This window comes from Micromonospora sp. CNZ286 (genome assembly GCF_014207755.1).
In genome coordinates this window covers 267,607-293,408 of the sequence record NZ_JACHIZ010000001.1, presented here as the reverse complement: position 1 = coordinate 293,408, position 25,802 = coordinate 267,607, and the positions used below count along the sequence as shown (strand labels likewise).

General features: G+C 69.1%; 30 protein-coding genes. All 30 read right to left on the bottom strand.

Features of this window, described 5'->3' with window-relative positions; translation table 11 throughout:
- The 30 genes from rplR to FHX31_RS01345 all read right to left on the bottom strand — a co-directional run bounded on the left by rplR (position 1) and on the right by FHX31_RS01345 (position 25,748).
- Positions 1 to 390, bottom strand: coding sequence for a 50S ribosomal protein L18 (gene rplR / locus FHX31_RS01490; protein WP_013288622.1), 390 nt, complete (start codon positions 388 to 390; stop codon positions 1 to 3).
- On the bottom strand, positions 387 to 929 hold the full coding sequence (rplF, locus tag FHX31_RS01485; protein WP_013288623.1) for a 50S ribosomal protein L6: 543 nt from the start codon (positions 927 to 929) through the stop codon (positions 387 to 389). Before rplF ends, rplR begins: the two co-directional genes overlap by 4 nt.
- A 16-nt stretch (positions 930 to 945) precedes the next feature.
- The gene (rpsH, locus tag FHX31_RS01480) at positions 946 to 1,353 is read right to left on the bottom strand and encodes a 30S ribosomal protein S8 (protein WP_013288624.1); all 408 of its coding nucleotides are present in this window, start codon (positions 1,351 to 1,353) and stop codon (positions 946 to 948) included.
- Between the two features lie 98 nt (positions 1,354 to 1,451).
- Positions 1,452 to 1,637 carry a type Z 30S ribosomal protein S14 gene (locus tag FHX31_RS01475; protein ID WP_007073023.1) on the bottom strand — a complete coding sequence of 62 codons (186 nt, stop codon included), beginning with the start codon at positions 1,635 to 1,637 and terminating at the stop codon, positions 1,452 to 1,454.
- A 1-nt stretch (position 1,638) separates the two neighbouring features.
- Positions 1,639 to 2,208 carry a 50S ribosomal protein L5 gene (gene rplE, locus FHX31_RS01470; RefSeq protein ID WP_013288625.1) on the bottom strand — a complete coding sequence of 190 codons (570 nt, stop codon included), beginning with the start codon at positions 2,206 to 2,208 and terminating at the stop codon, positions 1,639 to 1,641.
- Positions 2,208 to 2,528, bottom strand: coding sequence for a 50S ribosomal protein L24 (gene rplX / locus FHX31_RS01465; protein WP_013288626.1), 321 nt, complete (start codon positions 2,526 to 2,528; stop codon positions 2,208 to 2,210). The genes rplE and rplX overlap by 1 nt, the downstream gene beginning before the upstream one ends.
- A complete protein-coding gene (rplN, locus tag FHX31_RS01460; RefSeq protein ID WP_007073026.1) occupies positions 2,525 to 2,893 on the bottom strand; it encodes a 50S ribosomal protein L14 in 369 nt (122 codons plus the stop codon). Before rplN ends, rplX begins: the two co-directional genes overlap by 4 nt.
- Positions 2,894 to 2,991: 98 nt before the next feature.
- Positions 2,992 to 3,267 carry a 30S ribosomal protein S17 gene (gene rpsQ / locus FHX31_RS01455; RefSeq protein ID WP_013288627.1) on the bottom strand — a complete coding sequence of 92 codons (276 nt, stop codon included), beginning with the start codon at positions 3,265 to 3,267 and terminating at the stop codon, positions 2,992 to 2,994.
- The gene (gene rpmC / locus FHX31_RS01450; RefSeq protein ID WP_013288628.1) at positions 3,264 to 3,500 is read right to left on the bottom strand and encodes a 50S ribosomal protein L29; all 237 of its coding nucleotides are present in this window, start codon (positions 3,498 to 3,500) and stop codon (positions 3,264 to 3,266) included. The genes rpsQ and rpmC overlap by 4 nt, the downstream gene beginning before the upstream one ends.
- Positions 3,500 to 3,925: a 50S ribosomal protein L16 gene (gene rplP, locus FHX31_RS01445; protein WP_007465292.1), complete on the bottom strand. Its 426-nt coding sequence runs from the start codon at positions 3,923 to 3,925 to the stop codon at positions 3,500 to 3,502. The genes rpmC and rplP overlap by 1 nt, the downstream gene beginning before the upstream one ends.
- Before the next feature lie 3 nt (positions 3,926 to 3,928).
- Complete coding sequence (gene rpsC, locus FHX31_RS01440; protein WP_013473694.1) at positions 3,929 to 4,816, bottom strand: 30S ribosomal protein S3; 888 nt, start codon at positions 4,814 to 4,816, stop codon at positions 3,929 to 3,931.
- On the bottom strand, positions 4,816 to 5,265 hold the full coding sequence (gene rplV / locus FHX31_RS01435) for a 50S ribosomal protein L22 (protein WP_013288630.1): 450 nt from the start codon (positions 5,263 to 5,265) through the stop codon (positions 4,816 to 4,818). Before rplV ends, rpsC begins: the two co-directional genes overlap by 1 nt.
- 40 nt (positions 5,266 to 5,305) lie before the next feature.
- Entirely contained in the window at positions 5,306 to 5,587 is a 282-nt protein-coding gene (gene rpsS / locus FHX31_RS01430; protein ID WP_007073032.1) for a 30S ribosomal protein S19, read from the bottom strand.
- A gap of 12 nt (positions 5,588 to 5,599) precedes the next feature.
- Positions 5,600 to 6,439, bottom strand: a complete 840-nt coding sequence (gene rplB, locus FHX31_RS01425; protein WP_013288631.1) for a 50S ribosomal protein L2 — start codon at positions 6,437 to 6,439, stop codon at positions 5,600 to 5,602.
- Between the two features lie 12 nt (positions 6,440 to 6,451).
- Positions 6,452 to 6,754: a 50S ribosomal protein L23 gene (rplW, locus tag FHX31_RS01420; protein WP_013288632.1), complete on the bottom strand. Its 303-nt coding sequence runs from the start codon at positions 6,752 to 6,754 to the stop codon at positions 6,452 to 6,454.
- Positions 6,751 to 7,416, bottom strand: coding sequence for a 50S ribosomal protein L4 (gene rplD / locus FHX31_RS01415; RefSeq protein ID WP_013288633.1), 666 nt, complete (start codon positions 7,414 to 7,416; stop codon positions 6,751 to 6,753). Before rplD ends, rplW begins: the two co-directional genes overlap by 4 nt.
- Positions 7,413 to 8,078 (bottom strand): 50S ribosomal protein L3, encoded by a 666-nt coding sequence (gene rplC, locus FHX31_RS01410; RefSeq protein WP_013288634.1) that lies wholly within the window; start codon positions 8,076 to 8,078, stop codon positions 7,413 to 7,415. Before rplC ends, rplD begins: the two co-directional genes overlap by 4 nt.
- An 11-nt stretch (positions 8,079 to 8,089) precedes the next feature.
- Positions 8,090 to 8,398 carry a 30S ribosomal protein S10 gene (gene rpsJ, locus FHX31_RS01405; RefSeq protein WP_007073037.1) on the bottom strand — a complete coding sequence of 103 codons (309 nt, stop codon included), beginning with the start codon at positions 8,396 to 8,398 and terminating at the stop codon, positions 8,090 to 8,092.
- Positions 8,399 to 8,753: 355 nt separating this feature from the next.
- Positions 8,754 to 9,947, bottom strand: coding sequence for an elongation factor Tu (gene tuf / locus FHX31_RS01400; RefSeq protein ID WP_013288635.1), 1,194 nt, complete (start codon positions 9,945 to 9,947; stop codon positions 8,754 to 8,756).
- 223 nt (positions 9,948 to 10,170) lie between these two features.
- Positions 10,171 to 12,267, bottom strand: a complete 2,097-nt coding sequence (fusA, locus tag FHX31_RS01395) for an elongation factor G (protein ID WP_013288636.1) — start codon at positions 12,265 to 12,267, stop codon at positions 10,171 to 10,173.
- A gap of 75 nt (positions 12,268 to 12,342) precedes the next feature.
- The gene (gene rpsG / locus FHX31_RS01390; RefSeq protein ID WP_013288637.1) at positions 12,343 to 12,813 is read right to left on the bottom strand and encodes a 30S ribosomal protein S7; all 471 of its coding nucleotides are present in this window, start codon (positions 12,811 to 12,813) and stop codon (positions 12,343 to 12,345) included.
- Position 12,814: 1 nt separating this feature from the next.
- Complete coding sequence (gene rpsL / locus FHX31_RS01385) at positions 12,815 to 13,189, bottom strand: 30S ribosomal protein S12 (protein WP_007465318.1); 375 nt, start codon at positions 13,187 to 13,189, stop codon at positions 12,815 to 12,817.
- A 500-nt stretch (positions 13,190 to 13,689) separates the two neighbouring features.
- A complete protein-coding gene (locus FHX31_RS01380; RefSeq protein ID WP_030269326.1) occupies positions 13,690 to 14,061 on the bottom strand; it encodes a hypothetical protein in 372 nt (123 codons plus the stop codon).
- A gap of 350 nt (positions 14,062 to 14,411) precedes the next feature.
- On the bottom strand, positions 14,412 to 14,780 hold the full coding sequence (locus FHX31_RS01375) for a hypothetical protein (protein ID WP_041784065.1): 369 nt from the start codon (positions 14,778 to 14,780) through the stop codon (positions 14,412 to 14,414).
- Positions 14,781 to 14,894: 114 nt separating this feature from the next.
- Positions 14,895 to 18,782: a DNA-directed RNA polymerase subunit beta' gene (locus tag FHX31_RS01370; protein ID WP_013288640.1), complete on the bottom strand. Its 3,888-nt coding sequence runs from the start codon at positions 18,780 to 18,782 to the stop codon at positions 14,895 to 14,897.
- A gap of 80 nt (positions 18,783 to 18,862) precedes the next feature.
- Entirely contained in the window at positions 18,863 to 22,294 is a 3,432-nt protein-coding gene (gene rpoB / locus FHX31_RS01365; protein WP_013288641.1) for a DNA-directed RNA polymerase subunit beta, read from the bottom strand.
- Positions 22,295 to 22,868: 574 nt separating this feature from the next.
- On the bottom strand, positions 22,869 to 23,255 hold the full coding sequence (gene rplL / locus FHX31_RS01360; protein WP_013288642.1) for a 50S ribosomal protein L7/L12: 387 nt from the start codon (positions 23,253 to 23,255) through the stop codon (positions 22,869 to 22,871).
- A gap of 54 nt (positions 23,256 to 23,309) precedes the next feature.
- Positions 23,310 to 23,858, bottom strand: coding sequence for a 50S ribosomal protein L10 (rplJ, locus tag FHX31_RS01355; RefSeq protein ID WP_013288643.1), 549 nt, complete (start codon positions 23,856 to 23,858; stop codon positions 23,310 to 23,312).
- 316 nt (positions 23,859 to 24,174) lie between these two features.
- Complete coding sequence (locus FHX31_RS01350) at positions 24,175 to 24,864, bottom strand: hypothetical protein (RefSeq protein ID WP_184974733.1); 690 nt, start codon at positions 24,862 to 24,864, stop codon at positions 24,175 to 24,177.
- Positions 24,861 to 25,748: an ATP-binding cassette domain-containing protein gene (locus FHX31_RS01345; protein WP_184974730.1), complete on the bottom strand. Its 888-nt coding sequence runs from the start codon at positions 25,746 to 25,748 to the stop codon at positions 24,861 to 24,863. Before FHX31_RS01345 ends, FHX31_RS01350 begins: the two co-directional genes overlap by 4 nt.
- Positions 25,749 to 25,802: the final 54 nt, after the last annotated feature.

Here is a 25,802-nt window from a genome sequence, read left to right as displayed (position 1 = left end):
CTAGAACTCGAGCCCGGCTTCGCGGGCGGCGTCGGCAAGCGCGGCGACACGCCCCGCGTACCGGTTGCCACCGCGGTCGAAGACGACCTTCGAGACGCCGGCGGCCTTGGCGCGCTCGGCGAGCAGGGCGCCGACCTTGCCGGCCAGGGCGCTCTTGTCGCCCTCGGCGCCGCGCAGCGAGGCGTCCATGGTCGAGGCCGACGCCAGGGTGTGACCCTTGGTGTCGTCCACGACCTGGGCCACCACGTGGCGCAGGGAGCGGGTGACGACCAGGCGGGGACGCTCGGCGGTGCCGCTGACGTTCTTGCGGACCCGGAAGTGCCGACGCGCACGCCCGACGGCACGCTTGGCGGCGACGCCGCGGCGGCGCTTGAGCAGCGTGGCGCTCACTTCTTACCTGCCTTTCCAGCCTTGCGGCGGATGACCTCGCCCTGGTACTTCACGCCCTTGCCCTTGTAGGGCTCCGGCGGACGGATCTTCCGGATGTTGGCGGCGACCTCGCCGACCTGCTGCTTGTCGATGCCGGCCACGTGGAACAGCGTCGGCTTCTCGACCGTGAAGGTGATGCCCTCCGGCGCCGGAACCAGGACCGGGTGCGAGAACCCGAGCGCGAACTCCAGGTCCTTGCCCTTGGCGGTCACGCGGTAACCGGTACCGGCGATCTCCAGGCTCTTGCGGTAGCCCTCGGTGACACCGACGATCATGTTGGCCACCAGCGTACGGCTCAGGCCGTGCAGCTCCTTGGCCTTGCGCTCGTCGTTGGGCCGGTTGACGTGCAGCTCGCCGTCCTCGCCCCGCTCCGCCGTGATCGGCTCGGCCAGCACGTGGCTCAGCTCGCCCTTGGGGCCCTTGACCTTGACGGTCCGGCCGTCGATCGTGATGTCGACGCCGGCAGGCACCGGGATCGACTTACGTCCAATACGCGACATTTCTACCTGTCTCCCGTTACCAGACGAAGGCGAGGACTTCCCCGCCAACGCTCCGCTTGCGGGCCTGCCGGTCGGTGAGCAGCCCCTGGGACGTCGAAATGATCGCCACGCCCAGCCCGCCGAGCACCCGCGGGAGCCCGTCCGACTTGGCGTACACCCGGAGACCGGGCTTGGACACGCGCTTGATGCCGGCCAGGCTCCGCTCGCGGTTCTGGCCGTACTTCAGCTCGACGACCAGTCGCTTGCCGACGGCGCCCTCCTCGGGCTCCTCGACCGACCAGGTGGCGATGTAACCCTCGGCCTTGAGGACCTCGGCGATGTTCGCCTTGATCTTCGAGTAGGGCATCGTCACCCGGTCGTGGTACGCCTGGTTGGCGTTACGCAGACGCGTGAGCATGTCTGCGATCGGGTCGGTCATCGTCATGAAAACTCGTCAACCTTTCTCGCCGGGGTTCCCCGGGCCAGGCCCGGGGCCTACGGCGAAGAGACAGTTCAGCTGACGCGCCGGAGCGCGCCGGGCTATTACCAGGAAGCCTTGGACACGCCGGGCAGCTCACCGCGGTGGGCCATCTCCCGGATGCACACCCGGCAGAGACCGAACTTGCGGTAGACCGCCTTCGGACGCCCGCACCGCTGGCAGCGGGTGTACGCGCGAACCGAGAACTTCGGCTTCGCGGCCGCCTTGAGGATCAGCGCCTTCTTGGCCATCTCAGTTCTCCTTGAACGGGAAGCCCAGGAGCTTGAGCAGCGCCCGGCCCTCGTCGTCGGTCGTGGCGGTCGTGACCACCGTGATGTCCATGCCCCGCTGGCGATCGATCTTGTCCTGGTCGATCTCGTGGAACACCGACTGCTCGGTCAGGCCGAACGTGTAGTTGCCGTGCCCGTCGAGCTTGCGCCCGTCCAGGCCGCGGAAGTCACGGATACGCGGCAGCGCGATGGAGAGCAGCCGGTCCAGGAACTCCCACATCCGGTCGCCGCGCAGGGTGACCTTCGCGCCGATCGGCATGCCCTCGCGGAGCTTGAACTGCGCGATGGACTTGGTGGCCCGCCGGACCTGCGGCTTCTGGCCGGTGATGGTGGCCAGGTCGCGGACGGCCCCGTCGATCAGCTTGGCGTCGCGAGCGGCCTCGCCGACACCCATGTTGACGACGATCTTGACCAGCCGCGGAACCTGCATCGGGTTGGCGAACTCGAACTGCTTCTGCAGCTCGCCCACGATCTCGTTGCGGTACCGCTCCTTGAGGCGCGGCAGGGTCTTGGTTTCGGTAGCCGTGGTCATCAGAGGTCCTTACCGGTGCTACGCGCGATGCGGACCTTCTGGCCGTTGTCGTCGATCCGGTAGCCGACGCGGGTCGGCTTGCCGTCGGAGTCCAGGACCATCACGTTCGAGACGTGGATCGGGGCCTCCTGGGTGACGATGCCACCGGTCTTGGCGCCACGCTGGGTGGTGCTGATGCGGGTGTGCTTCTTGACCCGGTTCACGCCCTCGACCAGGACCTTGTCCTGCCGCGGGTAGGCCGCGATGACCTTGCCCTTGGCACCCTTGTCCTTGCCGGCGATGACGACGACCGTGTCGCCCTTCTTGACCTTCACGGTCACAACACCTCCGGCGCGAGAGAGATGATCTTCATGAACCGCTTGTCCCGCAGCTCCCGGCCCACCGGGCCGAAGATGCGGGTACCGCGCGGGTCCCCACCGTCCTTGATGATGACGGCGGCGTTCTCGTCGAAGCGGATGTACGACCCGTCCGGCCGCCGCTTCTCCTTGGCGGTCCGAACGACGACGGCCTTGACGACGTCGCCCTTCTTCACACCGGCACCGGGGATCGCGTCCTTGACGGTCGCCACGATGACGTCGCCGATGCTCGCGTAGCGCCGACCGGAGCCGCCGAGCACCCGGATGCACAGGATCTCCCGGGCACCCGTGTTGTCGGCGACGCGCAGTCGCGACTCCTGCTGAATCACGTCTATCTCCTATGTCTGCCGGTTCTCCGGCCGCTCGGGGCGGCCGGAGCCTGGCGGAACCTGCGCCCGACCGAGACCCGGCCGAGCTCGAGCCTTCGCTACTTGGCCTTCTCGAGGATCTCCACGAGCCGCCAGCGCTTGGTGGCGGACAGCGGCCGGGTCTCCATGATCAGGACCCGGTCGCCGATGCCGGCCGAGTTCTGCTCGTCGTGCACCTTCAGCTTGCTCGTACGGCGCATGATCTTGCCGTACAGCGCGTGCTTGACGCGGTCCTCGACCTCGACCACGACGGTCTTGTCCATCTTGTCGCTGACCACGAGGCCCTCGCGGACCTTGCGGCGGGACCGCGCGGGGGCGGTGGTGTTCTCACTCATGATGCAGTCACCTCAGTCGGCGCGGCCGAGAGACCCAGCTCACGCTCACGCATGATCGTGTAGATCCGGGCGATCTCCCGACGGATGACCTGCAGCCGCCGGTTGTTGTCCAGCTGCCCGGTTGCGGCCTGCACGCGGAGGTTGAACAGCTCCGCCTTCGCCTCGCGCAACTTCGTGACCAGCTCCTCCTCGGAGAGCTCACGCAGCTCGGAGGGCTTGACGCCCGCTGCCATCAGGATTCACCCACTTCGCGCGTAACAATGCGGCACTTCATCGGGAGCTTGTGGATCGCGCGACGCATCGCCTCTCGCGCGATCTGCTCGTTGGGGAAGGACATCTCGAAGAGAACCCGCCCCGGCTTCACGTTGGCGACCCACCACTCGGGCGAACCCTTACCGGAACCCATCCGGGTCTCGGCCGGCTTCTTGGTGAGGGCCTGGTCCGGGAAGATCGTGATCCAGACCTTGCCGCCACGCTTGATGTGGCGGGTCATCGCGATACGCGCCGACTCGATCTGGCGGTTGGTCACGTACGCCGGCTCGAGAGCCTGGATCCCGAACTCGCCGAACACCACCCGGTTACCACCCTTGGACGCGCCACTGCGGTCCGGGTGGTGCGGCTTGCGGAAGCCCTTCGGGGGCTTGCGCGGCATCAGCATCTGTCAGCCCTCCTGCTGCGTTTCTGCCGGCTGGTTACCGACCGGAGCCGAGGCGGCTGCGGCGACAGCGCTGCTGTCGACCGGCTCACCGGCCGGCGTCTCCGCCTGCTGCGCGATGGTGGTCGCGGCAGCCCGGCCGGCCTCGGTTCCACCGGCGGTCGTACCGGACGAGCCCGAGCGGCCACGGCGCGGCCGGTCCGGCCGGTCGCCACGGTCACGGCGCGGGCCGCGCGACGGGGCGGCCTCGGCCGGGGCCTCACGGCCCGGGACGGCGTCGCCCTTGTAGATCCAGACCTTCACGCCGATCCGGCCGAAGGTGGTACGGGCCTCGAAGAAGCCGTACTCGATGTTGGCCCGCAGCGTGTGCAGCGGAACCCGGCCCTCGCGGTAGAACTCGGTCCGGCTCATCTCGGCGCCGCCGAGACGGCCCGAGACCTGAACCCGGATGCCCTTGCAGGCGGGGTTCTTCATCGCGGACTGCATCGCCTTGCGCATGGCCCGACGGAAGCTGACCCGGCTGGAGAGCTGCTCGGCGACGCCCTGGGCGACCAGCTGCGCGTCCGACTCGGGGTTCTTGACCTCGATGATGTTCAGCTGGACCTGCTTGCCGGTGAGCTTCTCCAGCTCGCCGCGGATCCGGTCGGCCTCCGCACCCTTACGGCCGATGACGATGCCCGGCCGGGCGGTGTGGATGTCGACGCGGACCCGGTCACGGGTGCGCTCGATGTCGACCTTGGAGATGCCGGCGCGCTCGAGGCCCTTGGACATCATGCGGCGGATCTTGACGTCCTCGCCGATGTAGTCCTTGTAGAGCTTGTCCGCGAACCAGCGGGACTTCCAGTCGGTCGAGATGCCGAGCCGGAACCCGGTCGGGTGAACCTTCTGACCCATTACTCGGCACCCTCCGTCGTGCTCTGCTCCTCAGCGGCCGGCTTGGCCGGAGCGGCCTTCTTCGCCGACTTCTTCGGCGTGGCCGCCGCAACCGCCTCGACCGCCACGGTGATGTGGCAGGTGCGCTTGCGGATCCGGTACGCCCGGCCCTGCGCACGCGGCCGGAACCGCTTCATGGTCGGGCCCTCGTCGACGAACGCCTCGCTGACGAGCAGCGCGTCGGGGTCCAGCCGCTCGTTGTTCTCCGCGTTGGCGATCGCGCTCGCGAGCACCTTGTACACCTGCTCGCTCGCAGCCTGCGGCGCGAACTGCAGCACCGTGAGCGCCTCCTTCGCGGGCAGGCCGCGGACGAGGTTGACCACCCGGCGCGCCTTCATCGGCGAGATGCGCACGTGCCGCGCAACCGCCCGCGCGCCCGGAAGCACCGGAGCGTCGCCCTTTCCTGGCATCGCTGTAACCCCTTGTTCCTCTATCCGTATGCCCGCGGCGTCAGCGCCGGCGGCTCTTCCGGTCGTCCTTCTCGTGACCCTTGAACGTGCGGGTCAGCGCGAACTCGCCGAGCTTGTGCCCGACCATGGCCTCGGTCACGAAGACCGGGACGTGCTTGCGTCCGTCGTGCACGGCGATCGTGTGACCCAGCATCTCCGGGATGATCGTCGAGCGCCGCGACCAGGTCTTGATCACGTTCTTCGAGCCCTTGTCGTTCTGCGTCTCCACCTTCTTGAGCAGGTGGTCGTCGACGAACGGGCCCTTCTTCAGGCTGCGAGGCATGTCTTATCTCCCTCAGCCGCGCTTACGCGTGGCGTAGCGGCGGCGGACGATCAGCCGGTCGCTCGGCTGGCCCTTACGACGGGTGCGGCCCTCGGGCTTACCCTGCGGGTTGACCGGGTGGCGACCACCGGAGGTCTTACCCTCACCACCACCGTGCGGGTGGTCGACCGGGTTCATCGCGACACCACGGACGGTCGGGCGCTTGCCCTTCCACCGCATACGGCCGGCCTTACCCCAGTTGATGTTCGACTGGTCGGCGTTGCCGATCTCGCCGATGCTGGCGCGGCAGCGCACGTCCACGCGCCGGATCTCACCGGACGGCATACGCAGGGTCGCGTACGCGCCCTCACGGCCGAGCAGCTGGATGCCGACGCCGGCCGAGCGGGCCAGCTTGGCGCCGCCGCCCGGACGCAGCTCCACGTTGTGGATGGTGGTACCGACCGGGATGTTGCGCAGCGGCAGGTTGTTGCCCGGCTTGATGTCGGCGCCCGGACCGGACTCGACACGGTCGCCCTGCTTCAGGTCCTTCGGCGCGATGATGTAACGCTTCTCGCCGTCGGCGTAGTGCAGCAGCGCGATGCGCGCGGTGCGGTTCGGGTCGTACTCGATGTGGGCGACCTTCGCCGGCACGCCGTCCTTGTCGACCCGCTTGAAGTCGATCAGACGGTACTGGCGCTTGTGGCCGCCACCGTGGTGCCGCGTGGTGATCCGGCCGTGGGCGTTGCGTCCGCCCTTCTTCGGCAGCGGAGCCAGCAGCGACTTCTCGGGCGTCGACCGGGTGATCTCGGCGAAGTCGGCAACGCTCGAGCCACGCCGGCCCGGCGTCGTCGGCTTGTACTTACGGATAGCCATTGTCTACACCCCTCAGCTGACCGGGCCGCCGAAGGCCTCGATACGGTCACCGTCAGCCAGCTTCACCATCGCGCGCTTGGTGTCCTTGCGCTTGCCGAACCCGGTACGGGTCCGCTTGCGCTTGCCCTCGCGGTTGAGCGTGTTGACCGTCAGGACGCGGACGTTGAAGATCTGCTGGATAGCGATCTTGATCTCGGTCTTGTTGGCGTCCGGGTGCACCAGGAAGGTGTACCAGTTGCGGTTCAGCTCGCTGTAGCTCTTCTCCGAGACGACCGGCGCGACGATGACGTCACGCGGATCGGCGATCGTGCTCACTTGCCATCCTCCTCGGTGGTCTCGGCGGGAACGCCCAGGAACTCGTCCAGGGCCTCCTTGGTGAAGACCACGTCGTCGGCCACCAGCACGTCGTAGGTGTTGAGCTGGCCGGCCTCGATCAGGTGCACCCGGCTGTCCCGCGCGTTGCGCAGGTTCCGCAGCGACACCCAGTTCAGCTCGTCGGTGCTGCTCAGCACGACCAGGACCCGACGGGCCTGGGTCAGCTTGGTCAGCGTGGCCAGGGCCGCCTTGGTGGACGGCTTCTCGCCGGAGACGAACGCCTCGACGACGTGCACCTGGCCGGCGCGGGCCCGGTCGGAGAGGGCGCCACGCAGGGCGGCGGCCTTCATCTTCTTCGGGGTGCGCTGGCTGTAGTCGCGCGGCACCGGGCCGTGGACCACGCCACCGCCGGCGAACTGCGGCGCGCGGGTCGAGCCCTGGCGGGCACGACCGGTGCCCTTCTGCTTGTACGGCTTCTTGCCTCCACCGGAGACCTCGCCGCGGGTCTTCGTCTTGTGCGTACCCTGGCGGGCCGCCGCAAGCTGGGCCACCACGACCTGGTGCATCAGGGCGATGTTGGCCTGCGCGTCGAAGATGTCGGCCGGCAGCTCGACGGAGCCGCTCTTGGCGCCTTCGACGTTGATGACGTCAACGGTGGTCACTTGGCCGCACCGCCCTTCTTCACCTTCGCCTTGGCCGCGGTGCGGACCAGGACCAGCGCGCCCTTCGGGCCGGGGATGGCACCGCGGACGAGCAGGAGGTTGTTCTCGGTGTCGACCGCCTGGACGGTCAGGTTCTGGACGGTGTAGCGCACGCCACCCATCCGGCCCGCCATCCGGGTGCCCTTGAAGACGCGACCCGGGGTCGCGCAGGCGCCGATCGAGCCGGGCGAGCGGTGCTTGCGCTCGACACCGTGGCTGGCACGCAGACCGTGGAAGCCGTGCCGCTTCATCGGGCCGGCGTAGCCCTTGCCCTTGGTCTTGCCGGTCACGTCGATCACGACGCCGGCCGGGAACTCCTCGACCGTGACCTCCTGGCCCGGCGCGTAGTCCGCGGCGTCGGAGGTGCGCAGCTCGACGATGTGCCGGCGCGGCGCGACGTCCGCCTTGGCGTAGTGCCCGGCGATCGGCTTCTTGACCTTGCGCGGGTCGATGACCCCGTACGCCAGCTGGACCGCGGAGTAGCCGTCCTTGTCGGCGCTACGAACCTGGCTCACGACGCACGGGCCGGCCTGAACCACGGTCACGGGCACAACCTTGTTGTTGTCCCAGACCTGGGTCATGCCGAGCTTGGCGCCCAGGATCCCCTTGACTTGCCTGTCCATTTGTCCGGTCCCTACAGCTTGATCTCGATGTCGACGCCAGCCGGCAGGTCGAGGCGCATGAGCGAGTCGACCGTCTTCGGGGTCGGGTCGATGATGTCGATCAGACGCTTGTGCGTACGCATCTCGAAGTGCTCGCGCGAGTCCTTGTACTTGTGCGGCGAGCGGATGACGCAGAAACGGTTGATCTCCGTGGGCAGCGGCACCGGGCCAGCGACCTGCGCCCCGGTACGCGTCACCGTCTCGACGATCTTCCGAGCCGAGGAGTCGACGACCTCGTGGTCATAGGCCTTGAGCCGGATGCGGATCTTCTGTCCCGCCATGGTGGCTTCTGTTCCTTCTCTCGATGCCGCTGTGTTGCGGGCGCCTGTACCGGCTGGCACAGGCCCACTTCCGCCGACCCCCGCGGTCGGGCGTGTCGCGCCCGTGGGCCAGGCTCCGCCCCGGGACTCCGGAGCGATTCTCTGACCACGCGGTGGGTCATGGCGCCGATCGCGGTGACCGCGACCTGGACGCCGCGCGAGGGTGGTTGACCGCCGATGGCGGCCAACCACCCTACGCGAGACAGTCTGACTCCCGGAGGTCCAGCGTCAACCGGACGCAGGTGACCGACTGTCGTTACGCAACCTGACTAGTATGCCGCACGACCGGCGGCAACGCTAATCGGGGTTACCCAGCTCACTTGATGATCTTGGTGACGCGACCAGCGCCGACCGTACGACCACCCTCGCGGATCGCGAACTTCAGGTTCTCCTCCATGGCGATGGGCTGGATCAGCTTCACCGTCATCGAGGTGTTGTCGCCCGGCATGACCATCTCGGTGCCCTCGGGCAGCGTGACGACGCCGGTGACGTCCGTGGTCCGGAAGTAGAACTGCGGGCGGTAGTTCTGGAAGAACGGGGTGTGCCGGCCGCCCTCCTCCTTGGAGAGGATGTAGACCGTCGCCTCGAACTCCGTGTGCGGGGTCGTGGTGCCCGGCTTGATGACGACCATGCCGCGCTCGACGTCCTCGCGCTTGATGCCGCGCAGCAGCAGACCGACGTTCTCACCCGCGCGGGCCTCGTCGAGCAGCTTGCGGAACATCTCGATGCCGGTGCAGGTGGTCTTCATCGACTTCTCACGGATGCCGACGATCTCCACCTCCTCGTTCGGCTTGAGGATGCCGCGCTCGGCGCGACCGGTGACCACGGTGCCGCGACCGGTGATGGTGAAGACGTCCTCGATGGGCATGAGGAACGGCTTCTCGGTCTCGCGCTCCGGCTGCGGGATCGCGGTGTCCACGGCGTTCATCAGGTCCAGGAGCTTCCCGGTCCACTCCGGGTCACCCTCCAGGGCCTTCAGCGCCGAGACCCGGACGACCGGCAGGTCGTCACCCGGGTACTCCTGCGAGGAGAGCAGCTCACGGACCTCGAGCTCGACGAGCTCCAGGAGCTCCTCGTCGTCGACCATGTCGCTCTTGTTGAGCGCCACGACGATGTACGGCACACCGACCTGACGGGCCAGCAGCACGTGCTCGCGGGTCTGCGGCATCGGGCCGTCGGTCGCCGCCACCACCAGGATCGCGCCGTCCATCTGCGCGGCACCGGTGATCATGTTCTTGATGTAGTCGGCGTGACCGGGGCAGTCGACGTGCGCGTAGTGACGCGCCTCGGTCTGGTACTCGACGTGCGCGATGGAGATCGTGATGCCGCGGGCCTTCTCCTCCGGCGCCTTGTCGATCTCGTCGAACGGCGTGTACGGGTTCAGGTCCGGGTACTGGTCGTGCAGGACCTTGGTGATGGCCGCCGTCAGCGTCGTCTTACCGTGGTCGATGTGACCAATGGTGCCGATGTTGACGTGCGGCTTAGTCCGCTCGAACTTCGCCTTCGCCACTGGTGTCCTCCTGTGGACTTTCTTGGTTCGTTCGCCCCGGCGCGCCGTTCGGCGCTTAGGACTCTGTCGACAGCCTTTCCGGCCGGAAGGCCGGAGAGCTTTTGTGGGTTCTGCGGCGATGAAGCCTACAGGCCCGGTCTCACGCAATCCGATCGAGGTGGCCGCGGGCGGGAGAACCCTCCCGCGACCGCCCTCGTGTCATCGGGTCAGCCGAGGGTGAGCGTCACTCACCCGTCGCCTTGGCGATGATCTCCTTGGCCACCGAGTTCGGAACCTCGGCGTAGGAGTCGAACTGCATGCTGTAGCTAGCCCGGCCCTGGGTCTTCGACCGCAGGTCGCCGACGTAGCCGAACATCTCCGACAGCGGCACCAGAGCCCGGACGACGCGAGCGCCGCTGCGCTCCTCCATCGCCTGGATGATGCCACGCCGGGAGTTGAGGTCGCCGATGACGTCACCCATGTTCTCCTCAGGAGTGGTGACCTCAACGGCCATCATCGGCTCGAGGAGAGCGGGGTCGGCCTTGCGGGCCGCCTCCTTCATCGCCATCGAGCCGGCGATCTTGAACGCCATCTCCGACGAGTCGACCTCGTGGTACTGGCCGTCCACCAGGGTGAGCTTGACACCCACCAGGGGGAAGCCGGCGAGGATGCCGTACTGCATGGCGTCCTGCGCGCCCGCGTCCACCGAGGGGATGAACTCCCGGGGGATGCGGCCACCGGTCACCGCGTTGGCGAACTCGTACGTCGGGGCGTCGTTGCCCAGCGGCAGCGGCTCCACGCTGATGATCACGCGGGCGTACTGGCCGGAACCACCGGTCTGCTTCTTGTGGGTGTACTCGACCTTCTCCACCTTGCGGCGGATGGTCTCGCGGTACGCCACCTGCGGCTTACCGATGTTCGCCTCGACGTTGAACTCGCGGCGCATCCGGTCGACCAGGATGTCCAGGTGCAGCTCGCCCATGCCGGAGATGACCGTCTGACCGGTCTGGTCGTCCAGCTTGACGCGGAAGGTCGGGTCCTCCTCGGCCAGCCGCTGGATGGCGGTGCTGAGCTTCTCCTGGTCGGCCTTGGTCTTCGGCTCGATGGCCACCTCGATGACCGGCTCCGGGAAGGTCATCGACTCCAGGATGACCGGGTTCGCCGGGTCGCACAGGGTGTCACCGGTGGTGGTCTGCTTCAGACCCTGCACCGCGATGATGTCGCCGGCCTGGGCGGAGCTGCGCTCCTCCCGCTTGTTGGCGTGCATCTGGTAGATCTTGCCGATCCGCTCCTTGCGGTCCTTGGTGGAGTTGATCACCTGAGAACCGGACTCGAGCGTGCCGGAGTAGATCCGGACGTACGTCAGCTTGCCGAGGTGCTTGTCGGTCTGGATCTTGAAGGCCAGCCCGGAGAACGGCTCGGAGACCGAGGGCTTCCGCTGCAGCGGGGTCTCGCCGTCGGTGGCCGTACCCTCGATCGCCGGGATGTCCAGCGGCGAGGGCAGGTACGCGACGACCGCGTCCAGCATCGGCTGGATGCCCTTGTTCTTGAAGGCGGTACCGGTGAGGACCGGGTTGGCCTTGCCGGCGATGGTGGACCGGCGGATGGCGGCCTTGATCTCGTCGACCGAGATCTCCTCGCCCTCGAGGTACTTCTCCATCACCGAGTCGTCGACGTCGGCGAGGGTCTCCATCAGCTTCTCGCGCCACTCGGCAGCCGAGTCGGCGAGGTCGGCCGGGATCTCCTCGACCGCGTAGTCCTCACCCTTCTGGGTCTCGCCGCGCCAGGTCAGCGCACGCATCTCGACCAGGTCGACCACGCCGATGAAGTCGGACTCGGCGCCGATCGGGATCTGGAGGACCAGCGGGGTGGCGTTGAGCCGGTCGATCATCATCTGCACGCAGCGGAAGAAGTCGGCGCCGGTCCGGTCGAGCTTGTTGACGAAGCACATCCGGGGGACGTTGTACTTGTCCGCCTGCCGCCAGACGTTCTCCGTCTGGGGCTCCACGCCGGCCACGCCGTCGTAGACCGCGACCGCACCGTCCAGAACACGCAGCGACCGCTCGACCTCGACCGTGAAGTCGACGTGGCCGGGCGTGTCGATGATCTGGATCGTGTGGCCCTTCCACTCGCACTTGGTGGCGGCGGAAGTGATGGTGATACCGCGCTCCTGCTCCTGCTCCATCCAGTCCATGACGGCGGCGCCCTCGTGGACCTCACCGATCTTGTACGTGATGCCGGTGTAGAACAGGATTCGCTCGGTGGTAGTGGTCTTACCGGCATCGATGTGGGCCATGATGCCGATGTTGCGTACGTTGGCGAGCGCGTCTGCGGCGGCCACTTCAATCCCTACTTATCGTCGTCTCGACACAACTGGTGGCGGTTCCGGCGCCGGTGGGCGCCGGAACCTCAGGTGTTACCAGCGGTAGTGCGCGAAGGCCTTGTTCGACTCGGCCATCTTGTGCGTGTCCTCACGCCGCTTGACGGCGGCGCCGAGGCCGTTGCTCGCGTCCAGCAGCTCGTTCATCAGCCGCTCGACCATGGTCTTCTCGCGCCGCGCCCGGGAGTAGGTCACCAGCCAGCGCAGACCGAGCGTGGTCGCGCGGGACGGCCGGACCTCGACCGGAACCTGGTAGGTGGCGCCACCGACACGGCGGCTGCGCACCTCGAGGGTCGGCTTGACGTTGTCCATCGCGCGCTTGAGCGTGACGACGGGGTCGGTGCCGGACTTCTCGCGGCAGCCCTCCAGGGCGGCGTACACGATGCGCTCGGCGAGCTGACGCTTGCCGCGCAGCAGGATCTTGTTCACCAGCTGGGTGACCAGGGGCGAGTTGTACACCGGGTCAGCGACCAGCGGCTTCCGCGGAGCGGGTCCCTTACGCGGCATGTCAGCTCTTCTCCTTCTTCGCGCCGTAGCGGCTGCGAGCCTGCTTGCGGTTGCGGACACCCTGGGTGTCCAGCGAACCGCGCACGATCTTGTACCGCACGCCCGGGAGGTCCTTCACACGACCGCCGCGCACGAGCACGATCGAGTGCTCCTGGAGGTTGTGGCCGACGCCCGGGATGTAGGCGGTCACCTCGATCTGGCTGCTGAGCTTGACACGAGCGACCTTGCGCAGCGCCGAGTTCGGCTTCTTCGGGGTGGTGGTGTACACACGGGTGCACACGCCGCGCCGCTGGGGAGACCCCTTGAGCGCCGGGGTCTTGGTCTTGGTCGTCTTGGCCTGACGGCCCTTTCGGACCAACTGCTGAATGGTGGGCACCGGGTTTCTCCGCTCCCTTCGGCCGCTGCGAGGCGACCGCGCCGTCTGCTCCAGCCGTCCGGATGGGCGGCTCTCCTACATTTCAACCAGGGCCGCCTGACGGCTCCCCAGCACCCGCGGTCGGGCGTGTCGCCCGAGTCACGGTTCCGGTGCCGGCCGCTCACGCGTCGTACCGGATCTTCTGGTCTTGGTGGTGCGACCGCGCGATCACCGGCTGACCGGTTCCAGCGCACGCACGCATTGCCCGGGCGGGCCCGGGCACAAGGAGAAAGAGTACCTACCACAGCCGCGCCGGTCAAAACGGATGGGTCGGGAAGGACCGCTGTGCGGTCCGCCGCCCGGTCTCCGGGTCGCCGATGCGCCGGTGATGGGCACCTACAGTGACAAGTGTACCGGCTCGTCCGCCGCGCGACCCGGCGGCCCCGACACCGCCCGGCCTTCGGACACCCGGACATACCGCTCAACCCAGGTCACCGGCCGCAGGCGTCGCAGACGCGGCGTCACGTGATCTGCACCACCAGAGCCAGCGCGAGCCCGATCAGGCCGAACAGCACCCCCGCCGCCCCGCAGGAGATCCCCGCCACGGCCAGGCCGGCGCCGGTGAAGCGCACCGACGGCGGCGGCGCCGGCCGCCGGATCTGCCGCCGGGCGAGCAGCCCGGCCACCACCGCGCCGGCGCCGATCAGCCCGCCGAGCACTGTGAACGCGCCGGCCGCCCAGGCGCCGCCGACGTCGCGGCCGGCCAGACCGAAGCACAACACCAGCAGCGACACCCCGATCGCGGCGATGCCTGCGACGAGCGACCCGATCGCCAGGCCGGAGGTGACGGGCGGCACGTCGAGGTGGACCACGCCGAACGGCGTACCCGGCACCGCGTCGACCCGCTTCGGCGGCCGCGGCGTCTCGGCCGGCGGCGGCGGAAGCGCCGGCCCGCCGTGCGGACCCCAGCCGCCGTGGCCGGGCACGCTCGCCGGCGCCGGCCACCCGCCGCCGTGCGCCGGCGGACTCCCCGGGTACGCCCCGTACGGCCCCGGCTGGTGCGCCGGCGCGGACGCGGAACCCGGCGGGTACGGCCCGGGGCGCGGCTGGTCGCCTCCCGGCGGAGCCGGTTCCGTCACGGGGTCCTCCTGTCCACACGCGCCCGCCGCGCGGCGGACACCGGCCAGGCTACCGCCGCCGATCATTGCGGGGTGGGCGGGCGCGGGCCCGCTCCCCCACCGGGTCAGTCGAAGTTCGGCGCGAAGTCGTGGCCGAACGAGGCGTCCGCGGCCCGGACCACGCCGATCACCACCGCCGCGACCACCGCGGCGGCGGTCAGCACCAGACCGGTCCGCGCCATCTGCTCGCCGCGCCGCAGCCAGTCCGCGCCGGTGAGATAACCACCCGAGGCGTACGCCTCCCGGCGCGCCTGCCGAGCGAGCACGAGCGCGATCGTGGCCGGCACCGCGCCGCCGAGGAACAGACCGGTGAGCACGCCGATCAGCCCGAGCGCGAAGACGGCGCGGGCCTTGGTGGAGCGGACCGGCTCCGGGTCGTACGGATGGCGGTACGCCTGCGGCACGACGGGCGCCTGCCCGGGCACGGTCGTCATGCCTCCATCATGCCCCGACCCGGCCGTCCGTCCCGGCGGAAGGCAGCCGGTCCCGGCACTCCGGACGCGACGAGGCCCCCGGCATCCGCCGGGGGCCTCGTCGTTTCCTACTGCTTAGCGGTACGACCCGAAGTCGAAGTCGTCCAGCGGAACCGCCTGGCCGCTGGCCGGCCCGAAGCCGTAGTCGGTCTCCGGGTAGCCGGTCATCGAGTAGACCTTGGCCTTCGCCTCCTCGGTCGGCTCGACCCGGACGTTGCGGTACTTGCTGATGCCCGTACCGGCCGGGATGAGCTTACCGATGATCACGTTCTCCTTGAGGCCGATCAGCGAGTCGCTGCGGGCGTGGATCGCCGCGTCCGTCAGCACCCGGGTGGTCTCCTGGAAGGAGGCCGCCGACAGCCAGGAGTCAGTGGCCAGCGAGGCCTTGGTGATACCCATCAGCACCGGGCGACCGGCGGCGGGCTCGCCACCCTCGCCGACGAGCCGGCGGTTCTCCGACTCGAACAGCGCCCGGTCGACCAGCACGCCCGGCAGGAACTCGGTCGAGCCGGAGTCGATCACAGTCACCCGCTTGAGCATCTGGCGGATGATGATCTCGATGTGCTTGTCGTGGATGAGCACACCCTGCGAGCGGTAGACCTCCTGGACCTCCTGGGTCAGGTGGACCTGGACCGCGCGCGGGCCGAGGATGCGCAGCAGCTCGTGCGGGTCGATGGTGCCCTCGGTGAGCTTCTCGCCGACCTCGACGTGGTCGCCGTCGTGCGCCCGGAGCCGGACCCGCTTCGAGATCTTGTCGTACACGATCTCGTCGCTGCCGTCGTCCGGGATGACCACGATCTTGCGGGACCGCTCGCCGTCCTCGATCCGGATGCGACCCGGGGTGTCGGCGATGGGCGCCTTACCCTTCGGCACCCGGGCCTCGAAGATCTCCTGGACACGGGGCAGACCCTGGGTGATGTCCTCACCCGCGACACCACCGGTGTGGAAGGTACGCATCGTCAGCTGCGTACCCGGCTCACCGATCGACTGGGCGGCGATGATGCCGACCGCCTCGCCGACGTCCACGGTCTTGCCGGTCGGCAGCGAGCGGCCGTAGCACGCACCGCAGACGCCCAGCTTCGACTCGCAGGTGAGCACGCTGCGCACCCGCACCGTCTCGGTCCCGGCGGCGACGATCGCGTCCACCAGGATCGAGTTGATGTCCTGGCCGCGGTGGGCCACCACGGTGCCGTCCGGCCCCTTGATGTCGTCGGCGAGCGTCCGGGCGTGCACGCTGGTCTCGGCGTGCTCGTGCACGACCAGCTTGCCGTCGATGCGCTCACCGACCTGCATCGGGATGGCGCGGTCGGTGCCGCAGTCCTCCTCGCGGATGATGACGTCCTGCGAGACGTCCACCAGACGCCGGGTCAGGTAACCCGAGTCGGCGGTACGCAGGGCGGTGTCCGCGAGACCCTTGCGGGCACCGTGCGTGGAGATGAAGTACTCCAGCACGGACAGACCCTCCCGGTAGCTGGCCTTGATCGGCCGCGGGATGATCTCGCCCTTCGGGTTGGCCACCAGACCACGGATCGCCGCGATCTGCCGGAGCTGGAGCAGGTTACCGCGGGCACCCGAGTTGATCATCTTCCACAGCGGGTTCTCCTGCGGCAGCGCGGTGTCCATCTCCTTGGCTACCTCGTTGGTCGCCTTGGTCCAGATCTCGATGAGCTCGCCGCGGCGCTCCTCGGCGGTCATCAGACCACGCTGGTACTGCTTGTCGATCCGGTCGGCTTCCTTCTCGTACCGCTCCAGGATCTCCCGCTTGCGCGGCGGAGCGATGACGTCCTCCATGCCGATGGTGACGCCGGACCAGGTGGCCCAGTGGAAACCGGCCTCCTTGAGCCCGTCCAGGGTGGCCGCCAGGGCCACCTTCGGGAAGCGCTCGGCGAGGTCGTTGACGATCGCGGAGAGCTGGCCCTTGCGGATCTCGTAGTTCACGAAGCGGTAGCCCGGGGGCAGCGTCTCGTTGAACAGGACCCGGCCCAGCGTGGTCTCCACGGTCACCGGCTCGCCCTCGGTCCAGCCCTCGGGGGCGGTCCACGGCTCGGCGCCGGCGCCGTTGTCCACACCGACCACGTCGCGCAGCCGGATCCGGACCGGCGTCTGCAGGTGCAGCTCGCCGTTGTCGTACGCCATCCGCGCCTCGGCGTCCGAGCTGAACGCCCGGCCCTCGCCCTTGCCACCCGGGGTGAGGTGGGTGAGGTGGTACAGACCGATGACCATGTCCTGGGTCGGCATGGTGACCGGCTTGCCGTCGGCCGGCTTGAGGATGTTGTTCGACGACAGCATCAGGATCCGCGCCTCGGCCTGGGCCTCGGCGGACAGCGGCACGTGGACCGCCATCTGGTCACCGTCGAAGTCGGCGTTGAACGCGGTGCAGACCAGCGGGTGGATCTGGATGGCCTTGCCCTCGACCAGCTGCGGCTCGAAGGCCTGGATGCCCAGACGGTGCAGGGTCGGCGCGCGGTTCAGCAGAACCGGGTGCTCGCCGATGACCTCTTCCAGCACGTCCCACACGACCGGCCGCTGCCGCTCGACCATCCGCTTGGCGGACTTGATGTTCTGCGCGTGGTTGAGGTCGACCAGCCGCTTCATCACGAACGGCTTGAACAGCTCCAGCGCCATCTGCTTGGGCAGGCCGCACTGGTGCAGCTTGAGCTTCGGGCCGACCACGATGACCGAACGGCCGGAGTAGTCGACGCGCTTGCCCAGCAGGTTCTGGCGGAACCGGCCCTGCTTGCCCTTGAGCATGTCGGACAGCGACTTCAGCGGCCGGTTACCCGGGCCGGTGACCGGACGGCCACGGCGGCCGTTGTCGAACAGCGCGTCGACGGCCTCCTGGAGCATCCGCTTCTCGTTGTTGACGATGATCTCGGGCGCGCCGAGGTCGATCAGCCGCTTGAGGCGGTTGTTCCGGTTGATCACACGCCGGTACAGGTCGTTCAGGTCGGAGGTCGCGAAGCGGCCACCGTCGAGCTGCACCATCGGGCGCAGGTCCGGCGGGATGACCGGGACGCAGTCCAGCACCATGCCGAGCGGCGAGTTGCGGGTGTTCTGGAACGCCGCGACGACCTTGAGCCGCTTGAGCGCACGGATCTTCCGCTGGCCCTTGCCGGAGCGGATGGTCTCGCGCAGGTTCTCCGCCTCGGCCTCCAGGTCCATGTTCTGGACCAGGGCCTTGATCGCCTCGGCGCCCATGCTGCCGGTGAAGTACTCACCGAAGCGGTCGCGCAGCTCGCGGTAGAGCAGCTCGTCGGTGACCAGCTGCTTCGGCTCCAGCTTGCGGAAGGTGTCGAGGACCTCGTCGAGGCGGTCGATCTCGCGCTGGGCCCGGTCGCGGATCTGGCGCATCTCGCGCTCTCCGCCCTCCTTGACCTTGCGCCGGACGTCCGCCTTCGCGCCCTCGGCCTCCAGCTCGGCCAGGTCGGCCTCCAGCTTGGCGGCCCGCTTCTCGATCTCCGAGTCGCGGCTGTTCTCGGCCTGCCGCTTCTCGGCCAGGATCTCGTTCTCGATGGTCGAGAGGTCGCGGTGACGCGCTTCGGCGTCCACGCTCGTCACGACGTACGAGGCGAAGTAGATGATCTTCTCGAGGTCCTTCGGGGCGAGGTCCAGCAGGTAGCCCAGCCGGCTCGGCACGCCCTTGAAGTACCAGATGTGGGTCACCGGAGCGGCCAGCTCGATGTGACCCATCCGCTCCCGGCGAACCTTGGAGCGGGTCACCTCGACGCCGCAGCGCTCGCAGATGATGCCCTTGAAGCGGACCCGCTTGTACTTACCGCAGTAGCACTCCCAGTCCCGCTGCGGACCGAAGATCTTCTCGCAGAAGAGCCCGTCCTTCTCCGGCTTGAGGGTGCGGTAGTTGATGGTCTCGGGCTTCTTGACCTCGCCGTGGGACCACTGACGGATGTCGTCAGCGGTGGCGAGGCCGATGCGCAGCTCGTCGAAGAAGTTGACGTCGAGCACTATGTCCCCTATGTCGTCGTCTGTACTGCTAGCTAACGAGTGGGATCCGGGGCAGGGTGACCCTGCCCCGGATCACCACCTCAGACCTCTTCGACCGAGCTCGGCTCGCGCCGGGACAGGTCGATGCCCAGCTCCTCCGCCGCCCGGAACACCTCGTCGTCGGTCTCGCGCATCTCCAGGGCCACACCGTCGCTGGAGAGCACCTCGACGTTGAGGCACAGCGACTGCAGCTCCTTGAGCAGCACCTTGAACGACTCCGGGATGCCCGGCTCGGGGATGTTCTCGCCCTTGACGATCGCCTCGTAGACCTTGACCCGGCCCAGGACGTCGTCGGACTTGATGGTCAGCAGCTCCTGCAGGGCGTAGGCGGCGCCGTACGCCTGCATGGCCCAGCACTCCATCTCACCGAAGCGCTGGCCACCGAACTGCGCCTTACCACCCAGCGGCTGCTGCGTGATCATCGAGTACGGGCCGGTCGACCGGGCGTGGATCTTGTCGTCGACCAGGTGGTTGAGCTTCAGGATGTAGACGTAGCCGACCGCGATCGGGTCGGGCAGCGGCTCGCCGGAACGACCGTCGAACAGCTGCGCCTTGCCGCTGCCCCCGATGAGCTGGTTGCCGTCCCGGTTGGGCAGGGTCGACGCCAGCAGGCCGGAGATCTCCTCCTCGCGGGCACCGTCGAAGACCGGCGTGGCCACGTTGGTGTCCGGCTCGGACTCGTGCGCGTTGATCGAGCGGAGCTGGCGCTTCCACTCGGCGTCGTCGCCGTCCACGCTCCAGCCGGTCTTGGCCACCCACCCGAGGTGGGTCTCCAGGACCTGGCCGATGTTCATCCGGGACGGCACACCGAGCGGGTTCAGCACGATGTCGACCGGGGTGCCGTCCTCCAGGAACGGCATGTCCTCGATCGGCAGGATCTTGGAGATGACGCCCTTGTTGCCGTGGCGGCCCGCGAGCTTGTCACCGTCCTGGATCTTGCGCTTCTGGGCCACGTAGACCCGGACCAGCTCGTTCACGCCCGGGGGCAGCTCGTCGCCGTCCTCGCGGGAGAAGGTACGCACACCGATGACCGTGCCGGTCTCGCCGTGCGGCACCTTCAGCGAGGTGTCCCGGACCTCGCGCGCCTTCTCGCCGAAGATCGCGCGGAGCAGCCGCTCCTCGGGGGTCAGCTCGGTCTCACCCTTCGGGGTGACCTTGCCGACCAGGATGTCGCCGGGGACGACCTCGGCGCCGATCCGGATGATGCCGCGCTCGTCGAGGTCGGCGAGCATCTCCTCGCTGACGTTCGGGATGTCGCGGGTGATCTCCTCCGGGCCGAGCTTGGTGTCCCGGGCGTCGACCTCGTGCTCCTCGATGTGGATCGAGGTGAGCACGTCCTGCTGCACGAGGCGCTGCGACAGGATGATCGCGTCCTCGTAGTTGTGGCCCTCCCAGCACATGAACGCCACCAGCAGGTTGCGTCCGAGCGCCATCTCGCCCTCGTCGGTGCACGGACCGTCGGCGATGACCTGACCGGCCTCGACGCGGTCGCCCTCGAAGACGACCGGCTTCTGGTTGACGCAGGAGCCGGCGTTGGAGCGGCGGAACTTGTGCAGCAGGTACGTACGGCGGTGGCCGTCGTCCTGGTGGACGGTGATGTAGTCCGCGCACAGGTCCTCGACCACACCGCCGACCTCGGCGACGACGACGTCACCGGCGTCGACCGCGGCGCGGTACTCCATGCCCGTACCGACCAGCGGAGCCTCGGCCTTGACCAGCGGCACCGCCTGACGCTGCATGTTCGCACCCATGAGCGCGCGGTTGGCGTCGTCGTGCTCCAGGAACGGGATCATCGCGGTGGCGACCGAGGTCATCTGCCGCGGCGACACGTCCATGTAGTCCACGGCGCCCGGCGCGACGTCCTCGGTCTCGCCGCCCTTACGGCGGACCAGGACGCGGTCCTCGGCGAAGGTGCCGTCCGACTTCAGCGGGGCGTTTGCCTGCGCCTTGACGAACCGGTCCTCCTCGTCCGCGGTCAGGTAGTCGATCTGGTCGGTGACCCGGCCGTCGATGACCTTCCGGTACGGCGTCTCGATGAAGCCGAACGGGTTGACCCGGGCGAACGTGGACAGGGCGCCGATCAGGCCGATGTTCGGGCCTTCCGGCGTCTCGATCGGGCACATCCGGCCGTAGTGGGACGGGTGCACGTCCCGGACCTCGAAGCCGGCCCGCTCGCGGGACAGACCACCCGGGCCGAGCGCGCTCAGCCGGCGCCGGTGGGTCAGGCCCGCCAGCGGGTTGGTCTGGTCCATGAACTGGGACAGCTGCGACGTACCGAAGAACTCCTTGATCGCCGCCACCACCGGGCGGATGTTGATCAGGGTCTGCGGCGTGATCGCCTCGACGTCCTGGGTGGTCATCCGCTCGCGGACGACCCGCTCCATCCGGGAGAGACCCACCCGGACCTGGTTCTGGATCAGCTCGCCCACGGTACGCAGGCGACGGTTGCCGAAGTGGTCGATGTCGTCGGCCTCGTAGCCCTCCTCACCGGCGTGCAGCCGGCAGAGGTATTCCACGGTGGCGACGATGTCGTCCTCGGTGAGCGTGCCGGTGGTGATCGGCACGTCCAGCTCGAGCTTCTTGTTGAACTTGTAGCGCCCGACCTTGGCGACGTCGTACCGCTTCGGGTTGAAGAAGAGGTTGTCGAGCAGGGTCTGGGCGTTCTCACGGGTCGGCGGCTCGCCAGGGCGGAGCTTCCGGTAGATGTCGAGCAGGGCCTCGTCCTGGCCGGCGATGTGGTCCTTCTCGAGCGTGGTCATCATGAGCTCGGACCAGCCGAACTTCTCACGGATGCGCTCGGCGGACCACCCGATGGCCTTGAGCAGGACGGTGACGGCCTGGCGGCGCTTGCGGTCGATGCGAACGCCGACCGTGTCGCGCTTGTCGATGTCGAACTCCAGCCAGGCACCCCGGCTCGGGATGACCTTGACGCTGGAGAGGTCGCGGTCGGAGGTCTTGTCCGGCTGCTTGTCGAAGTACACGCCCGGCGAGCGGACGAGCTGGCTGACCACGACGCGCTCGGTGCCGTTGATGATGAAGGTGCCCTTCGGCGTCATCATCGGGAAGTCACCCATGAACACCGTCTGGCTCTTGATCTCGCCAGTGGTGTTGTTGGTGAACTCCGCGGTCACGAACAGCGGCGCGCAGTAGGTCAGGTCCTTCTCCTTGCACTCCTCGATCGAGGCCTTGACCTCGTCGAAGCGCGGAGCCGAGAAGGAGAGCGACATGGTGCCGGAGAAGTCCTCAATGGGACTGATCTCGTCGAGGATCTCCGCGAGACCCGAGCGTGCGTGCGGGTCGTCCGCCGACCGGCCCTGCCAAGCCTCGTTGCCGACGAGCCAGTCGAAGGACTCGTTCTGGATGGCGAGGAGGTTGGGGACCTCGAGGTGTTCGGTGATCCGACCGAAAGAAACTCGGCGGGGCGCGAATGCGCTCGACGTACGACTGGTCTTCGCAGGGCGGGAAGCTGCCAAGATGCGTCCTTCCGAGGACCGGTGCTGCAGAACGGCTGGTACGCGTGCACTCCAATGACCCCACCAGAAATATCCACAATCGGACATTTCCGAGCAGGGGTCAAGTCGGAAGGCAGCGCAAACTAGCAGTGTAGCCGAGAGGCTAACCGCTGTCCAGCCCACCCCGCAGGTCGTCGCGGAACAAGCCCTGGGACCTCGGAAAACCGGGTCGACCGGGCCGCTCGGAACGCGACGCTCCTGCCGGTCCGCTCGGGAGCCGCGGCGGCGGTGCTGCCGTTGCCTTACCCGAGAGGCGGCCGTTGCAAGCGCGGAAGGTCTTGCTGATGTTCAGCGTGCCTGGCAGGCCCGTGCCGCGTCAAGGGCCGGTTACTGCTCGGGGTGTCTTTCCCACCGACGGGCTACCGACAGACGTCGCTGACCGGCCGATGAGAGGACGCTGTACGCCCTGCTCACGCCGTTCGCCGGCGGGCGGCACCAACACGGCGGGCGGTGACCCGGTCTCCCGGATCACCGCCCGCCGCGACGCGATGTGCCCCGGCTCACGTGAGCCGGACGCGCGTCAGGTGGAGCAAGGTCACTTGAGGGTGACCTTGGCGCCCTCGCCCTCGAGCTTGGCCTTGGCCTTCTCGGCGGTCTCCTTGTTGGCCTTCTCCAGGACGGCCTTCGGAGCGGCCTCGACCAGGTCCTTGGCCTCCTTGAGGCCCAGGCCGGTCAGCTCGCGCACGACCTTGATGACCTGGATCTTCTTGCCACCGTCGGCGTCGAGGATGACGTCGAACTCGTCCTTCTCCGGCTCGGCCTCGGCGGCCGGGGCACCCGGACCGGCCGGGCCGGCGACGGCGACCGGAGCGGCGGCGGTGACCTCGAAGGTCTCCTCGAACTGCTTCACGAACTCGGAGAGCTCGATCAGCGTCATCTCCTTGAACGCGTCGAGCAGCTCGTCGGTGCTGAGCTTCGCCATGTCTGGCGTCCTTTCTCGCAATGAAAACTAAGAACGTGGTGCGCCGGGAGGGCCTCAGGCCGCCTCGGCGCCCTCCTGCTCGCGCTTCTTGTCCGCCAGGGCGGCCGCCGCGCGGGCGGCCTTGGAGAGCGGAGCCTGGAACAGGGCCGCGGCCTTGCTCAGGTTGCCCTTCATGGCGCCGGCCAGCTTGGCCAGCAGCACCTCGCGGGACTCCAGGTCGGCGAGCTTCGTGACCTCGGCCGCGGAAATGGCCTTGCCCTCGAAGACACCGCCCTTGATGACGAGCTTCGGGTTGGCCTTCGCGAAGTCGCGAAGCCCCTTCGCCGCCTCGACGACGTCGCCCGAAACGAAAGTCAGCGCGGTAGGACCGGAGAACAGCTCGTCGAGCCCGGAGATGCCCGCATCGGCCGCGGCACGCTTGGCAAGCGTGTTCTTCGCGACCGTGTAGCTGGTCTCCTTGCCGAGCGAGCGCCGCAGCTGGGTGAGCTGCGAAACCGTGAGCCCGCGGTACTCGGTCAGCACGGTCGCTCCCGCGTTGCGGAAGCTCTCGGTCAGCTCGGCGACGGCCGTGGCCTTGTCGGCCCGGATCGGCTTGTCCGCCATGTCCCTCCTCTCTCGTTGCTCGGAGCTGGTACGCCGGCGGCGAGCCGAGGCTCGACGACGGCGGCGGAGGCATCACGACAACGAAAAAGCCCCGGCGCAGGGCGCACGGGGCGAGGGCCGGGGACACGGGCACAGTCGGCGGACCGTGCGTGAAACCGAGTTTCGCTTACCGCCCTGCGCGGGTCGCCCGTCGTCGCGGGACCTTCGACCGTGCCGGAGCACGGTGACCAGCGGTCTTTGGGTGGAACTACCGCACCAGGTTACGCGACGTGCGCCGCAGCACCAAATCGCCGGAGGTGCTCCCGGTCACCAGGGCTCAGGCCCGGGTGCGCCGCGCCCAGGCGTAGCCGGTCAGCGCCACCGCCGTCCAGGCCAGGGCCCAGCCGGTGAGCAGCAGACCGGCCCCGGCCGCGACCGGCCCGGTGACCGCCCGCGCGGTCGCCATGACCGGCGGGGCCAGCCACGGCGCGACCGAGCCGGAGAGCCCGAGCACCACGACCCCGACCGCGCCGATGACCAGCACGGCGACCCCGTAGCCGGCGCTGCGGGTCACGGCCCGGCTCGCCAGCGCGCCGAGCGCCACCGCCGCCGGCAGGGCGAGCAGGTGCGCCCAGAGCCCCAGGGCCACCCCGACGAGCACCGGCCGCTCCCCCGGCCCGACGGCAGCGGTGACCCCGCCGAGCGGCCACGGCAGCGCCAGCGCGACGAGCACCACGGCGAGCCCGGCCACCAGTGCCGCGAGCAGCCCGGCCGCCCGTTCCCGGGCCGGCCCGGCCACCACCCGGGCCATCCGGCGCTGCACGTCGGGTTCCACGTCCAGCAGGATCTTGGTCTGCCAGGCCAGCACCGGGAACAGCACCACGGCGGAGACGCCGTAGGCCTCCGCCGGCCGGGCCCGGCCACCGCCGTAGAGGACGCCGAGGACGAGCAGGCCGGCCAGCACCGGCGCCAGCGCCCGTCCGGTACGCAGGAAGCCGGCCAGCCGCAGCCGGACCAGCGCGATCACCGGGCCACCTCCGGCGCCGGCCCGGGCCGGGCGGAGTCCCCGGCCTCGGCACCGGCCTGGTCCGGGGAACCAGCGGCGGACGCGCCGCCCGACCCGCCGGTGCCCGACGGCCCGGCGGGGGCCGGCACCGGGTGCGTGGCCGGGGGCGGGACGGCGTGTTCGCGTACCCGAAGGATCTGGTGGCCGTCGGCGCGCAGGCGGGCGACGGCGGCGGCCAGCCCGGCGGCCGGGACCGCCAGCTCGACCACGGCGACGGCCGCGCCGCCCGGCGACGCCTCCTCGGTCACCGTGCCGTCGGTGACCGACAGGTGCCGGGCTCCGGGGAGCCGGACCGTCTCGCCGCGGTGGTCGCTGACCAGCACCGTGCCGCCGTCGGCCAGCACCTCGCCGATGATCTCGGGGACCGACTCGCGGGCGGTGGCGTCCAGCCCCTCCCAGGGCTCGTCGAGCACCAGCAGGCCGGGCGGGCGCAGCAGTGCCTGCGCCAGGCCGACCTTCTGCGCGGTGCCCTTGGACAGCCGCGGCAGGCGCACGTCGTGGAAGCGGGTCAGGCCCAGTCGCTCCACCCAGTGGCGCACCGCCCGGTCGGCGGCGGGACCGGGCAGGCCGGCGACGCGGCCCATGGCGGACAGGTAGGCCCCGACTGTGAACGGCTGGTCGGCGGGGAAGCGCTCCGGCACCCAGCCGACGACCGGCGGCCGGTCGGCGACCCGGCCCCGGCTCGGGCGCAGCACCCCGGCGGCCAGCTGGAGCAGAGTGGACTTGCCGGCGCCGTTGCGGCCGAGCACGACCGCTGCCTCACCCGGGCCGATCGCGACGTCGACCTGCCGCAGCACCCACGGGCCGTGCCTGTGGTAGCGGAGCCAGACGCCGTCGAGCCGCATGCGCCCGAGAGTGCCACACCGGACAGACGAACGGGGCCCCGCCACGACGTGGTG